Origin of the sequence: Collinsella aerofaciens (genome assembly GCF_040910325.1) — a bacterium.
GTDB classification, from domain to species: Bacteria; Actinomycetota; Coriobacteriia; order Coriobacteriales; family Coriobacteriaceae; genus Collinsella; species Collinsella aerofaciens_BL.
Genome location: NZ_JBDGAV010000015.1, coordinates 1 through 14063 on the forward strand (window position 1 = coordinate 1; position 14063 = coordinate 14063).

16 protein-coding genes are annotated in these 14063 nt (G+C 60.0%); all 16 read right to left on the minus strand.

Features of this window, described 5'->3' with window-relative positions; translation table 11 throughout:
• Window positions 1-323 precede the first annotated feature (323 nt).
• The 16 genes from AB5Z25_RS07140 to AB5Z25_RS07215 all read right to left on the minus strand — a co-directional run bounded on the left by AB5Z25_RS07140 (window position 324) and on the right by AB5Z25_RS07215 (window position 14011).
• Complete coding sequence (locus AB5Z25_RS07140; protein ID WP_368135165.1) at window positions 324-1559, minus strand: LCP family protein; 1236 nt, start codon at window positions 1557-1559, stop codon at window positions 324-326.
• 12 nt (window positions 1560-1571) lie between these two features.
• Complete coding sequence (gene murA / locus AB5Z25_RS07145; RefSeq protein WP_195363613.1) at window positions 1572-2855, minus strand: UDP-N-acetylglucosamine 1-carboxyvinyltransferase; 1284 nt, start codon at window positions 2853-2855, stop codon at window positions 1572-1574.
• 88 nt (window positions 2856-2943) lie between these two features.
• Entirely contained in the window at window positions 2944-3336 is a 393-nt protein-coding gene (atpC, locus tag AB5Z25_RS07150) for an ATP synthase F1 subunit epsilon (RefSeq protein WP_006235718.1), read from the minus strand.
• A gap of 3 nt (window positions 3337-3339) precedes the next feature.
• A complete protein-coding gene (atpD, locus tag AB5Z25_RS07155) occupies window positions 3340-4794 on the minus strand; it encodes a F0F1 ATP synthase subunit beta (protein ID WP_006235717.1) in 1455 nt (484 codons plus the stop codon).
• Window positions 4794-5702, minus strand: a complete 909-nt coding sequence (gene atpG / locus AB5Z25_RS07160; protein ID WP_368135166.1) for an ATP synthase F1 subunit gamma — start codon at window positions 5700-5702, stop codon at window positions 4794-4796. The genes atpD and atpG overlap by 1 nt, the downstream gene beginning before the upstream one ends.
• 5 nt (window positions 5703-5707) lie before the next feature.
• On the minus strand, window positions 5708-7306 hold the full coding sequence (gene atpA / locus AB5Z25_RS07165; RefSeq protein WP_368135167.1) for a F0F1 ATP synthase subunit alpha: 1599 nt from the start codon (window positions 7304-7306) through the stop codon (window positions 5708-5710).
• On the minus strand, window positions 7306-7782 hold the full coding sequence (locus tag AB5Z25_RS07170) for a F0F1 ATP synthase subunit delta (RefSeq protein ID WP_006235713.1): 477 nt from the start codon (window positions 7780-7782) through the stop codon (window positions 7306-7308). Before AB5Z25_RS07170 ends, atpA begins: the two co-directional genes overlap by 1 nt.
• Window positions 7772-8374 carry a F0F1 ATP synthase subunit B gene (gene atpF / locus AB5Z25_RS07175; RefSeq protein ID WP_006235712.1) on the minus strand — a complete coding sequence of 201 codons (603 nt, stop codon included), beginning with the start codon at window positions 8372-8374 and terminating at the stop codon, window positions 7772-7774. The genes AB5Z25_RS07170 and atpF overlap by 11 nt, the downstream gene beginning before the upstream one ends.
• A 15-nt stretch (window positions 8375-8389) precedes the next feature.
• Entirely contained in the window at window positions 8390-8584 is a 195-nt protein-coding gene (locus AB5Z25_RS07180) for an ATP synthase subunit C-like protein (protein ID WP_022094262.1), read from the minus strand.
• Window positions 8585-8708: 124 nt separating this feature from the next.
• Complete coding sequence (atpB, locus tag AB5Z25_RS07185; RefSeq protein WP_022094263.1) at window positions 8709-9512, minus strand: F0F1 ATP synthase subunit A; 804 nt, start codon at window positions 9510-9512, stop codon at window positions 8709-8711.
• Window positions 9513-9515: 3 nt separating this feature from the next.
• On the minus strand, window positions 9516-9827 hold the full coding sequence (locus AB5Z25_RS07190; RefSeq protein ID WP_035138788.1) for a hypothetical protein: 312 nt from the start codon (window positions 9825-9827) through the stop codon (window positions 9516-9518).
• 281 nt (window positions 9828-10108) lie between these two features.
• Window positions 10109-10756 carry a uracil phosphoribosyltransferase gene (upp, locus tag AB5Z25_RS07195; protein WP_035138786.1) on the minus strand — a complete coding sequence of 216 codons (648 nt, stop codon included), beginning with the start codon at window positions 10754-10756 and terminating at the stop codon, window positions 10109-10111.
• Window positions 10757-10879: 123 nt separating this feature from the next.
• A complete protein-coding gene (gene glpK, locus AB5Z25_RS07200) occupies window positions 10880-12421 on the minus strand; it encodes a glycerol kinase GlpK (protein WP_052044221.1) in 1542 nt (513 codons plus the stop codon).
• A gap of 13 nt (window positions 12422-12434) precedes the next feature.
• Window positions 12435-13178, minus strand: a complete 744-nt coding sequence (locus tag AB5Z25_RS07205) for an L-threonylcarbamoyladenylate synthase (protein WP_035138785.1) — start codon at window positions 13176-13178, stop codon at window positions 12435-12437.
• A gap of 148 nt (window positions 13179-13326) precedes the next feature.
• Window positions 13327-13629: a helix-turn-helix domain-containing protein gene (locus tag AB5Z25_RS07210; RefSeq protein ID WP_006235701.1), complete on the minus strand. Its 303-nt coding sequence runs from the start codon at window positions 13627-13629 to the stop codon at window positions 13327-13329.
• Window positions 13616-14011, minus strand: coding sequence for a type II toxin-antitoxin system RelE/ParE family toxin (locus AB5Z25_RS07215; RefSeq protein WP_022094268.1), 396 nt, complete (start codon window positions 14009-14011; stop codon window positions 13616-13618). The genes AB5Z25_RS07210 and AB5Z25_RS07215 overlap by 14 nt, the downstream gene beginning before the upstream one ends.
• Between the last annotated feature and the right edge of the window lie 52 nt (window positions 14012-14063).

Below are 14063 nucleotides of genomic sequence, written 5' to 3' on the forward strand. Positions count from 1 at the left end.
TGACCCCATATCGTTGGGGCCAGGCCCGATTTTGCCTCTTGACAATGTCCTGCTCATATTAAAAGGAACGTCCCCAAGTGCCAAGTGCATCAAGAGTGCCCCCTTTGACCAGTCGTTTAAGAACGTCCCCAATGACTACCCATGTGCCAAGTGTTACGCCGATGTTTTGGCACCGACAGCGAAAACCCGCCAGAGCGAGCAAGGTGCCTTGAAACGAGGTGGCATTGATCTTTTGATCATGCCGCCGAAGTTGAAAGGCAGATTGCCGCTCTGGCGGGTTTGCAGCGTCAACTGGTTACGCGGTTTGGTAAAACCGCGTAACTCTAGTAGTTGGCTTCGTAGCCGTTACCGTCGCCGGTGGGCTCTTCGTAGTAGTCCGAATCGCTCGAATCGCTTGAGTCATCGGAATCGTCAGAGCTGACCGATGAGGTTGCGGTACCGTTTGCGTAATCGTCAGACGTGTTGTTGTTCAGGTCGCCGATCGTAGAGCTGGAACCGTCGGAAAGACCCATGGTGTTGGGACCCTTGGGGTCCTTGCCGGCATCGACGCGCTCCATCATTTCCTTGAGCTCGTCCTCGTAGACAAAGACGTAGCTCACACCGTCGATCATGGTGCTGTCGTCGGCGTACGAGGGCAGGTTGGCCGAGTAGATACCGTCGACATCCATACCGCGCATGGCGTTGACCGTAGCCACGATATCCTGAACGCTCATATCGGTTACGAGCATATCGGACAGCGAATTAACCAGGCCAAAGATCTTCGTGGCATCGAAGTTATTGAGAATCTGGTTGGCAAGGGCGCCAAGCACCTGACGCTGGTGGCGCATGCGCGTGTAATCGCCGTCGGCATAGGTGTAGCGGCAGCGGGCATAGGTAAGGGCGGTGGCACCGTCCATATGCTGCTGGCCAGCGGTAATCTTAATATCCAGGTGCTCGGGGTCGTCAACATCATCGGTTGCGTTAATGTCGATACCGCCAACCGAATCAATCAGCGCCTGCATACCGTCGAAGCTGACCTCGGCATAGTGGGAAATCTGAACACCGCACAGCTCGTTGACAGCCTCGACCATGGCCTCGGCGCCGCCAACGGTATGGCAGGCGTTGATCTTCATGGTCTCGCCCTTGTACTCGACCTTGGTGTCGCGCGGAACGGAAATGAGCGTCGCCTGCTTTTGCGTGGGGTCGATGCGTGCCAGGATAATCGAGTCGGCACGGTACGTATCCTCGCCCGGACGGCCGTCGGTGCCAAGGAGCAGCACGTAGAACGGATCCTTTGCCTCATCGGTGTCAACCAGAACCCGACGCAGATTGTCGGTAATGACATTAGAATCGCCGAGCTTGCCCATAATGGTGGCAAACCACAGGCCGGCAGCGGTAGTGGCACTCAGCAGCACGCCAAGCACGACAATGAGCGCGACGTGACGAATCGTGTGGCTACGACGAAGTTGACGAGCGCGCTCGGAATAGCGAGCCACGTTATCGCGACTGTAGATCTTGGCCTGCGCACCAGTTGAGGGTCTTCGGGCGGTGGTATCCGCGAGGGGCTTTTTATTAAACATAGGCAACCTGTATTAGTAGATGACAGGATCGGGGACGGAAGCATGCTCGACATGCGCGCCGAGCGCCTGCAGCTTTTCGACAAACTGCTCGTAGCCGCGCTTGATGTGATGGATGGCCGAAACCTCGGTCGTCCCGTCGGCGATCAAGCCCGCTACGACGAGGGCCGCTCCGCCACGCAGATCGGGCGAGGTAACCTGTGCACCCGAGAAGCCCTTGACGCCATGAATCATGGCATGATGGCTCTCGATACGAATGTCGGCACCCATGCGCACCAGCTCAGAGGCGAACATAAAGCGATTCTCGAAGATGTTTTCGGTAATAACGGAACTGCCGTCGGCAAGGGCGGAGAGCACCATAATCTGCGCCTGCATGTCGGTCGGGAAACCGGGGAACGGAAGCGTCTGGATGTCGACCGGCTTGATACGCTCGGCACGGTTCACATGGACGCCATCTTCGACGCGCTCGCAGTCGATACCCATGAGCTCCATCTTCTTGAGCACCATACCCAAGTGAATGGGGCAAAAGCCCGTGACATCGACACCGCGATCGTCGGCCATCAACGCACCGGCAACGATAAAGGTACCGGCCTCGATGCGGTCGCCCACCACGCGATGGGTAACGGGATGGAGCTCTTCCACGCCCTCGATGGTCACGACGGGCGTGCCCGCGCCGACAATCTTAGCGCCCATCTCGTTGAGCATGTTGGCGAGATCGACGATCTCGGGCTCGCGGGCGGCATTATCGATAACCGTGGTGCCCTGTGCGCGCACAGAGGCCATGATGAGGTTCTCGGTCGCACCGACGCTGGCGAACTCGAGCGTGACGGTGGTACCGCGCAGACCTTGGGGCGCATTAGCGTTGATGTAACCGTGGGCGGTATCGAACTCAACGCCCAGGGCCTCAAGACCAAGAATGTGCATATCGATCTTGCGAGCACCCAGGTTGCAGCCGCCCGGCATGGCAATCTTGGCGCGATGGAAGCGGCCCAGCAGGGGTCCCATGACGGCGGTGGAAGCACGCATCTTGGCAACGAGCTCGTAGGGGGCCTCCCAAGAATCGACCTGAGAGGTATCAATCTCGAGCGTGTGCTCGTCGAGAACATCGATCGTAGCGCCCATGCCCTTGAGCACCTTGCCCATCACGTGGACATCGGAAATATCGGGCACGTTCTGCAGCGTCGTCTTGCCCGGCGCCAGAAGCGTTGCCGCCATGAGTTTGAGCGCGGAGTTCTTGGCGCCCGAGACGGGCACGGAGCCTCCGATGGCGTGGCCACCCTCAACGCGGATAATATCCAAGGTCTACCCTTTCAAAAAGCATGCCCGGGGTGGCTGGGCCATCCCGGGCATGATGTGTTCGCAAATGGTCGAACGCTAAATCGTTTGACTATTGGGCAAGCTTGAGCTTACACCATGCGATTTCATTATAGAGGTAGGCGCGGCGTGCATCATCCTCCGACAAATTACCCAGCTTCTCTTCAAAACCTTGAATATCAGCTTTAAGCTTGTCGGCATCGACGGTCGCCAAATCGCAAGCGCGCTCGGCGAGAACGGTCACGACATCGTCCGCAACCTGGGCATAGCCGCCGGCCACGGCAAACGTGTGGTCGACAGTGCCCATGGCCTTATCGGAAACGCGAACGTAACCGCGGTCGATCGTGCAGATCTCGCTGGAGTGAGCAGGCAGAACGCCAAACTCGCCATCCGTGGACGGAATCGACACAAACGCAGCGTCGCCCTCATAGGCGCAGCTCACGGGGCACACGATGCGGATACGCATAACCTACTTCTCCCCCATCTTGCGGGCGCGCTCGCGCACGTCCTCAATCGTGGAAGCATAGCGGAAAGCCTGCTCGGGCAGGTCATCGGCCTTGCCGTCGACAATCTCGGCGAAAGAGCGGACGGTATCCTCGACGCGGACGTAGACACCGGGGTTGCCGGTGAACTTCTCGGCGACGTGGAAGGACTGCGAGAGGAACTGCTGAATCTTACGGGCACGGTTGACCGTAAGGCGCTGCTCCTCGGACAGCTCGTCCATACCCAGAATGGCGATGATGTCCTGAAGGTCGGAGTACTCCTGCAGGAGCTCCTGGACCTTGACGGCGACACGGTAGTGCTCCTCGCCAACGATCGAGGGATCGAGAGCGTCGGAGGAAGACGCAAGCGGGTCGATAGCCGGGAACAGGCCGAGCGACGAAATGCTACGCGAAAGAACCGTGGTGGCATCGAGGTGCGTAAACGTCGTGGCAGGCGCCGGGTCGGTCAGGTCGTCTGCGGGGACGTAGACAGCCTGGACGGAGGTAATGGAGCCCGTCTTGGTCGAGGTAATGCGCTCCTGGAGGTCGCCCATCTCGGTTGCCAGCGTGGGCTGGTAACCAACGGCGGACGGCATACGGCCCAGCAGTGCGGAAACCTCGGAACCTGCCTGGGAGAAGCGGAAGATGTTGTCGATGAATAGCAGAACGTCCTGGCCACGATCGCGGAAGTACTCAGCGGTGGTAAGGCCGGCCAGACCGATGCGCAGACGCGCTCCGGGCGGCTCGTTCATCTGACCATAGACCAAGCAGGTCTTGTCGATAACGCCAGACTCGCTCATCTCGAGGAACAGGTCGGTGCCCTCGCGGGTACGCTCGCCGACGCCGGTGAACACCGAGGTACCGCCGTGCTCCTGGGCGAGGTTGTTGATGAGCTCCTGAATCAGAACGGTCTTGCCGACGCCGGCGCCGCCGAACAGGCCCGTCTTGCCGCCACGGATGTAGGGCTCGAGCAGGTCAACGGCCTTGATGCCGGTCTCGAAGATCTCGGTCTTGGTGGTGAGCTCGTCGAAACGGGGCGCTGCATGGTGGATGGGGTAGAACTCCTCCACCTCGGGCATGGGCTTGCCGTCGACGGGCTTGCCCATGACGTTCCAAATGCGGCCGAGCGTCTTGGGACCAACGGGCATCTTCATGGGCTCACCGGTATCGGTGGCGATGAGGCCGCGCTGCAGGCCGTCGGTCGAGGACATGGCGACCGTGCGGACGACGCCGCCCGGAAGCTGGCTCTCGACCTCGAGGATCGTGCTCAGATGACCGATCGGGGTCTCGGCCTCGACCGTGAGCGCGTTGTAGATCGGGGGCACCGCACCGTCAAACTTGACGTCGACGACAGGACCGATGATTCGCACGATGCGACCATCACCGGCAGTCGTCTTCTTGGTGGCTTCCTCGACCGCAAGCTTTACGGTGTTATTAGCCATTACTGTTCCTCCAATGCTGAGGCTCCGCCGACGATCTCGTTAATCTCGGTCGTGATCGAAGCCTGGCGCACGCGACTATACGTGCGGGTAAGGGTCGAGATGATCGCGGTGGCGTTTTCCGTCGCGGAGTGCATGGCCTTGCGGCGTGCACCCTGCTCGGCAGCCGCCGAATCGATCAGGGCCTGGTAGATGACCGTCAGGATATAAGACGGCACAAGCTTGCCGAGAACATGCTCGGGAGAGGGCACGAACTCGAACGTGGACGAGATGCGCTTAGGGGCGTCGGTCTCGTTCTTACGCGGACCGTGGGCCATAGCGATCATCTCGGGGTCGAGCGGCAACAGATGCTCGACGCGAAGCTCCTGATCCACGCGATTCTTGGCGTGGTGGTAGACAAGCTCGACACGGTCAAGCTCACCGGCACGATACGCATCGCAGATATGAGAGGAGATCATGCGGGCCTGATTGAAATCGGGCTCAGAGGAGTTGCCCTCAAAGTGCATGACGACGTTTTCGCGGTCACGGAAATACGTGGCCGGTTTGCGCCCACACGCGATGATCTCGCACTCGATGCCGTCGTTCGCCCAAGAAGCGGCGAGCTTTTCGGCCGTGCGCTCCACCGTCGTATTGAAACCGCCGGCAAGGCCGCGGTCCGAGGCAATAACGACAATCAGGCCATGCTTGACGTTCTCATGCTTCTGCAGCATGGGATCGGTGCCCGAACAGGAAGCGTCGCCGGCGACCGTCAACATGACGTCGGTCAGCGCCTCCTTATAGGGCTCGGCCTGCTTGGAGCGATCAAGGGCACGACGGATCTTGGCCGTAGAGACCATCTCCATCGTGCGCGTGATCTGCTTGGTCGTGGTAACCGAGGAGATTCGCTTCTTAATGTCGCGAAGGTTGGCCATGGGGCTTAGTTCTCCTCTGATCCAGAAACATCCGAATGGTGCTTGGCCATGAACTGCTGCTTGAAGTCGCCGATGACGCGCAAGAGCTCAGCCTTGGTGTCATCATCGATCTTCTTGGCGCGAACCTTGTCGAGCAGCGAGCCAAAGCCATTGTCCATGTACTCGATGAGCTCGGCACGGAAAGGCAGCACGTCGGCGATCCCCAGGTCATCCAGGAAGCCCTCGTTGCCAGCGAACAGCGTAACGATCTGCTCGCCAACCTCAAACGGCTTGTAGCGCGGCTGCTTCAGGAGCTCGGTCATGCGGGCACCATGGGTCAGCTGCTTCTGAGTAGCCTCGTCGAGGTCGGAGCCGAACTGCGTAAAGCCGGCGAGCTCCTGGTACGAAGCGAGGTCCAGACGGAGGTTGCCGGCGACCTGCTTCATAGCCTTGGTCTGCGCGTCGCCACCGACGCGGGACACGGAAATGCCCACGTCAACTGCCGGGCGCTGGCCCTGGAAGAAGAGCTCGGACTGCAGGTAGATCTGACCATCAGTAATGGAAATGACGTTGGTCGGAATGTAGGCCGAGACGTCGCCGTCCTGGGTCTCGATGATCGGCAGAGCCGTCATGGAGCCATAACCGTTCTTCTTGGACATCTTGACGGCACGCTCGAGCAGACGAGAGTGCAGGTAGAAGATGTCGCCAGGATAGGCCTCGCGTCCGGGCGGACGATGCAGCGTCAGCGACATCTGACGGTAGGCCACAGCCTGCTTGGACAGGTCGTCGTAGATGACGAGCACGTGGCCGCCGGGGTTGGTCTCGCTGGCGGGCTTGCCGTCCTCGCCGTTGTACATGAAGAACTCGCCGATAGCGGCACCGGCCATAGGCGCGATGTACTGCATAGGGGCGGAATCGGCAGCGGTGGCCGAAACGATGATGGTGTAGTCGAGCGCACCGTGCTGAGCGAGGGTCTCGCGGATGTTGGCAACCGTGGAGGCCTTCTGGCCGATGGCTACATAGATGCAGACCATGCCCTTGCCGCGCTGATTGAGGATAGCGTCGATGGCGATGGCGGTCTTACCGGTCTTACGGTCGCCGATGATGAGCTCACGCTGACCGCGACCAATAGGCACCATGGAGTCGATGGCCAACAGGCCGGTCTGAACCGGCTCGCACACCGGGGTACGGTCGATGACGCCGGGGGCCTTGAACTCGACGGGGCGACGATGCGTGGCGACGATGTCGCCAAGGCCGTCGATAGGTTGGCCGAGCGGATTGACGACGCGGCCGAGCATGGCGCGGCTCACAGGGATATCCATAATGCGGCCAGTGGTGCGGCACTCGTCGCCTTCCTTGATGGAGTCGACGGCACCAAACAGAACGGCGCCGACCTCGTCACGGTCAAGGTTCTGGGCAAGGCCGAAGACGGTCTCACCGGTATCGGAGCTCTTGAACTCCAGAAGCTCGCCTGCCATGGCGCTCTTGAGGCCGGAGACGCGCGCGATGCCGTCGCCTACCTCGTCGACCGTTGAAACCTCATGCGTATCGACCGTCGCGGAGAGGCTCGTGAGCTGCTCCTGCAGTTTCTTGGCGATATCCTGGGCATTGAGGGTTTCGGACATTAGGCTTCACCTCCGTACGAATTAGCAGAGTTTGCGAGGGTCTCCTGCGCGATGCGCAGCTGCGTCTTGACGGAAATGTCACGACGCTCGCCGCGGGCCTCGAGCACCAGGCCGCCCACAATAGACGGGTCGACCTGCTCGATAAGGAATACCTTGCGGCCGAAGTCCTGCTCGCATTTCTTAGTGATGGTTTGACGCAGCTCGTCGTCGAGCGGGATCGCCGTGGTGACGGTCACGCCCACTACATCCTCGTCTTCCTCGGCAACATACTTAAAGGCAGCTGCCACCTTGGGAAGAAGGTCGAGCTGGTCGCGCTTGGACATGGTGTCGAGCACGGCGATGATCTCGGGGCTGGCAGAAGCCAGGCGCTCGATCATCTCGAGGTCCTCGAACACATGGTTCTCGGCCTTGGCGGCTTCCAGAAGGGAGCGCGCGTAGGTCTCGAGCACCTTGTCCTGATAGCGGCTAGTCGGCATTCAGGCTACCTGCTTCCTGGATGTAGCGCTCGATGAGCTTCTTCTGCTCGGCATCGTCCTCGAGCGCCTCGCCCACGATCTTGGTGGCGACGGCAACGGACAGGTCGGCGATGGAGCTCGCGGCACCGGCGTAAATGGACTTGCGCTCGTCCTCGACGGTCGTATGGGCCTTGGCGATGATCTCCTCGGCCTCCTTGTGAGCAGCCTCGATGATACGGGCGCGCTCGGACTCGGCGTCCTTACGGGCCTCGAGAACGATGTCGGCAGCCTGACGACGGGCGTCGGTGACGATCGAGTCGGACTCAGCGCGCTTGGCGATGGCCTCCTGCTTGGTCTTCTCGGCCTCGTCGAGGCTCTCCTCGATCTTCTTGCCACGCTCCTCCATGGTCTTCATGATGCCCGGCAGGGCGACCTTGGCCAGCACGATCCAGATAATCAGGAAGGCGATAAGCGCCGGGATGAACTCCGCCATCTTAGGGATGAGGATGTCCGCACCGGCAGCGCCGTCCTCGGCGAACGCGGAAACCGGCATGAGCAGCGCGGCCGCGGATGCGGAGAGTGCGATCGCGCTCTTCTGGGATGAAAGATTCATACTTGACGCTCCGTGCTATTTAACGATCAGCGCGACAACGAAGCCGATCAGAGCCAGAGCCTCGCCGAAGGCGGAGCCCATGATGAAGACGGTGAACACGCGGCCCTGGACCTCAGGCTGACGGGCCATAGCACCCGTAGCACCCAGAGCAGACAGGCCGATAGCAAGACCAGCGCCGATAACACCGAGACCGTAACCGATAACTCCCACGATTCCTCCTTTGTCGTGCGTGTCTTATTTCACGCAGGATAACCTTTTTATAACTGCCGGGCTCCATGGGTACGGGCACCGGCGGTTTAACGAATTGCCTTACCTTTAAGGCACGAACGGAAGACTACTCCTCCTCCGCAACCTCCTCTGCCTCGGAGACATACACGGCGGTAAGGACCGTGAAGACGTAAGCCTGGATGGCGCCGACCACAAGCTCGATCGCATAGATCAGGATGAGGATGGCAAGCCAGGCCAGCGAAGGCAGGGCGCCGACGGCGTGGGCCGCGGAAACCTGCTGAAGCAGCGGCTGCATGAACATGCTCGCCATGATGGCAAACGAGCCCATGACCACGTGTCCTGCGAACATGTTGCAGAACAGACGGACGGCGAGCGTGATGAGGCGCAGGAAGGTCGAGAAAAGCTCGACGACCCACACGAGCACGTTCATCGGGAAGCTCACGCCCTGCGGGGCGAGGCTCTTGATGTAGCCGATCACGCCGTGAGCCTTGCATCCGTAGTAGATGAAGTACACGAAGGCGAAGATGGCGAGCGCGGCGGTGGAGCCGATTGCGCCGGTGCCGGGCTTCATTCCCGGGATCAGGCCGATCATGTTGTTGATCAGGATGAACAGGAAAAGCGAGCACAGGAACGGGAAGTGCTTCTTCCAGTTCTCACCCACGACACCCTTGCCGATATCGTTCTCGACGTACTCGATGATGTACTCGAAACCGTTGACGAAGAAGCCCTTGGGAACCAAAGTCTGCTTCTTCTTGAACACGGCCAGGACGATCAGGAGCACGATCGTGGAGACGATCAGCCAAAACGAGTACTGCGTGATGCCGCAGCTCAGATCGCCCACGACAGGGGTGGAGCTGAACTCGCTGACCAGATGATTAATCTCATCAGGCAGCTTTTCAAAAATTTCCACGACTTACCTTTCGACCTCATGAGGATCTCGCAGCGCCTTGGCGACGCGAACCGCGCAGGCGGCCATAAAGGCCACGAAGCCGATCGCCTCGCCCAGGAGGAACATGCGAAATGCCTCTCCGAACAACACAAACACAACCAAGGTAAAGACAAGCAACGCGATTGCCGAGACCGCGAGACTCACCATACCCTTGAGCATGTCCGCATTCTGCTTATCGTCAAGAACCGGCTTGAGCGTAAAGACAAAGGGAAGGAAGGCAATCGCGCCCGCGATGGCACCTGCAACGATAGCGAGCAGATCGGCTATCTGAAACACTGGCGTCCTCACTTTCCTTTTTAACGCCTCACAGAACAGTTCCCGCCAAACATTGGTGACTATTGTACGAGCCAATCGCTAAAGTACAACCGAAAAAGCATCGGTTAATACGCACCTGTTCGTTTTCTTAAGACCTTCTTTATGCCGCAGGTACGGTAATACGTTTTTCTCGAACCCTGCAGGGCAAAACGTCCGTTAACAGGAGTGCGCGCGGTCGCCTTTTGTTCGACCGCGCGCACCGTTTCTTCGTATTTGCAGCCGCGGCCGTCTTAGCCCAGCGACTAGAGCGTGCCGTAGATGCGGTCGCCGGCGTCGCCGAGACCGGGAACGATGTAGGCAGCCTCGTTGAGATGGTCGTCGATGGCGCAGGTATAGATATGCACATCGGGATCCTTCTCAGTCAGCGACTTGAGGCCCTCGGGGGCCGCGACGATGCACAGCATGCGGATGTCCTTGACACCGCGCCCGCGCAGGTAGCTGATGGCCATCTCGGCCGAACCGCCCGTGGCGAGCATGGGGTCGACGACCAGGCAGATGCGCTGGTCGATATCCTTGGGCATCTTGCAGTAATACTCGTGCGGCTCGTGGGTGACCTCGTCGCGCTCCATGCCGATGTGGCCCACGCGAGCGGAGGGCACCAGGTCGAGGATACCGTCGACCATGCCAAGGCCCGCACGCAGGATGGGCACGATGGCGAGTTTCTTGCCGGCAAGCTGTTTGAACGTGGCGGTAGTGATGGGGGTCTCGACCTCGACGTCTTCCATAGGCAGGTCGCGCATGGCCTCGTAGCCGTCAAAAAGCGCGAGTTCGCGCACGAGCTGACGGAACTGGTTGGTGCCGGTGTTTTTGTCGCGCAGGATCGACAGCTTGTGCTGGACGAGCGGATGATCGACAAGCGTCACACGGGACGCATCGTAGGTGACGGTCATGGGTTGATTGCCCCTTTCGTTGCAGCCGCAAAACGGCCTTGCTGACAAGGCGCGCAGCAATGTTGCCGCCGCACGCCATGCATAAGTTTAGCGGTTTGTTGTATCGAGCAGCCCATCGCAGCCCTACTGTGCGGTACTGAGCGAGCGCTTGACTGCATCACGCCAGCCCGCAAGGTTTTGCTCGCGACGCTCGGCGGACATATGGGGAAGGAAGGTCCTAACGATCTGGGCATTTTGCTCCAGCTCTTCAAGGTCTTCCCAATAGCCGACGGCAAGACCCGCCAAGTACGCGGCACCGATTGCCGTGGTCTCCACCGTCTCGCATTGCAGCACGGGGATATCCAGCAGGTCGGCCTGGAATTGCATGATGAACTCGTTGCGCGAGGCACCGCCATCGACAGACAGGCGCTCAATCGAAAGCCCCACGTCCTGCTCCATGGCGCGCAGCACGTCGTAGCTCTGATATGCCATGGATTCGCAGGCGGCACGTACGATGGTCGCACGGCTCGAGGCGCCGGTCAGACCGCACACGATACCGCGGGCATGCGGGTCCCACCAGGGAGCACCCAAACCTGCAAAGGCGGGAACGAAGTAGCAGCCCTCGTTGTCGCTAATCGAAGCGGCGAGTTGTGCCGACTCGCTCACGCTCGAGATGATGCCCATGTTGTTGCGAAGCCAGTTCATCGTTGAACCGGCGGCAAAAATAGAGCCCTCGAGCGCATAGCTGACTTTGCCGTCCGCAGCGATACCGATGGTGGAGACCAGGCCATTCTTGGATTCGACGATCTCGTCACCGGTGTTCATGAGCATAAAGCAGCCCGTGCCATAGGTGTTTTTGGTCTGGCCGGGATAGAAGCAGCAGTGGCCGAACAGCGATGCCTGCTGGTCGCCCGCCACGCCCATGATGGGCGGCATGTTGGTCATGATGTCGCTCGCGACGCGGCCGTAGTCGCCCGAGCTCCAGCGAACCTCGGGCATCATGGAACGTGGAACGTCAAAGAGCGCCAGCAGGTCGTCGTCCCAATCGAGCGTATGGATATTAAAGAGTGCCGTGCGGCTGGCATTGGTGTAGTCGGTGGCAAAGACCTGGCCGCCGGTGAGGTTGTAGATGAGCCAGGTGTCGATGGTGCCAAACATGAGGTCGCCCGCCGCCGCGCTCTCGCGTGCGCCGTCGACGTTGTCGAGAATCCACTGCACCTTGGAGGCCGAGAAATACGGGTCAAGCGTAAGTCCCGTGCGGGAGCGCACCAGCTCCTCGCAACCCTGTTCAACCAACGCGTCGATCGCCGGCGCGGTACGACGGCACTGCCATACGATGGCGTTATAGATGGGCTGGCCGCTCACGCGGTCCCAGACCACCGTGGTCTCGCGCTGGTTGGAGATGCCGATGGCGGCGATGCGATCGGAATGGATGCCGCTCTTAAACTGAACCTCCATCATCACGCCGATCTGGCTGGCAAGCACCTCCGTGGGATCCTGCTCCACCCAGCCGGGGCGCGGGAAGCTGGTTTTGACGCTACGACGCGCCTGGGCAACGATGCAGCCGTATTCGTCGACAATGGCCGCGAGTACCGAGGTAGTGCCGCAGTCGAGCGCCATGATGTAGGAACCGCCAAAGTTAAACGAGGCATCTTCCATGCCCAGGCTGCCCAGATTCAACGACATCGCTTACACCCTTCTATTGCATCGGGTCGGACAGGACCCGCTCGATCTCTGATGCGGGAAGTGCGCCTTGGCGCAGGATCTGGAGCCCGCCGTGCTGGAACGACACGATGGTCGAGGCGTAGCGACACGGGGTCTCACCGGCGTCGACGGCAACATCGACCCCCTCCAGGATGCGGCCCTCGACGGCGGCAAAGCTTGCCGGCGAAGGCGCGCCGTGCGTGTTGGCGCTCGTGCAGGCAAGGGGACTGCCGCAGGCGCGGATGAGCGCTTGGACCACGGGAGAGGCCGAAGCGCGCAGGGCCACGGTGTCGTCGGCAGCGCGCATAAAGGTCGGCACGCAGGGGGCTGCCTTGACCACGATAGTCAGGGCTCCCGGCCAGCATCGTCGCGCGAGTACGCGGGCATCTTCCGGGATATCCACGCCATAGCGGTCGAGTGCTTCGACGCCATCGACCAGCCAAGCGACGGTTTGCGTGAGCTCACGTTGCTTGAGAGTGAAGATACGGCGATAGCCGGTGCCGAGCGCAGGAACTGCGGCGCCATTGACGGCAGCCTGCGGATCGCGCGGCCACGATGGGAATTCGCTTGTATCTTGGGGCACGGCGCCCGAGAAGGCGTTGACTGCCACGGCGACACCGTAGACGGTCTCGGTCGGAATCAAGGCCAGGCCGCCGCGGCCGAGCACCTCGGCCGTGCGCTCGACGGCAAGCCGATGCGGCTCGCGCGTTCCCTCGTATACCCGATAGACCGTCTGCATGTGTATGCCAGCCCCTTACGCTCCGGTGCAAGTTTGTTTACTGTGGGGCATTCTCGCACGAAACATTCAACCTATTTGCCCAGAGCGCATGTTGGTTTGGTGAGCGGCTCTAGTAGTCGGTGAAAGTGAGGGGGTTAATTGAAGATTTTTAGCGCGCAAGCGTAACGGTACGATCGGGAAACTCGATGCTTGCAACCAGTTTTCCGCCGAGGCTCTCTGCGTACCTGCTCAGCGTGTCGAGCCTCATCGAACCCAACTCCCCACGCTCGAGCTCGGATACACGTTTTTGAGAAACGCCCATCGACTGGGCGACCGACGCCTGTGTTAGATCTTTTAACCTGCGAATCTGAGCAAGCTTATAGGCTTCGATACGATCGCGAGTCCTCTCCTGCTCGGCGGTAATGGAGTCGCGTGTTATCCCGCGAGATTCCATATACTCATGCAGTTCCATCTCGATCGAGCCTCCTTACGTGGCGACGGTATATTTGCTCGGCCCTTGGAATGTTGATCGCATACCAACCGTTCCATTTTGCCCTTGACGATCCCGCTCGCGACTTATCACCCGCCAATAGCAATACCGCCTGGCGCTTGGGGTCAAAGGCGAAGAGGATGCGAATCACCTGCCCACCACACGACGTCACTCTCAGCTCCTTTAAATGATGAAGCTTCGAGCCCTTTACGCGGTCAACCAGCGGACGACCAAGGCTGGGACCTTCCTTCTCGAGCACCAAAAGGTCTGCATAAATCTGCTTCAGCGTAGCTTCATCCTGCTCATCAAGCCAAGGTTCAATGTAATCAAGCACGATACGGTACCGATGCAGCTGATTTGACATACCTTTCTCCTTCTATAGTAGAAGTTTTACGGTATATTGCAAGGACAAACTT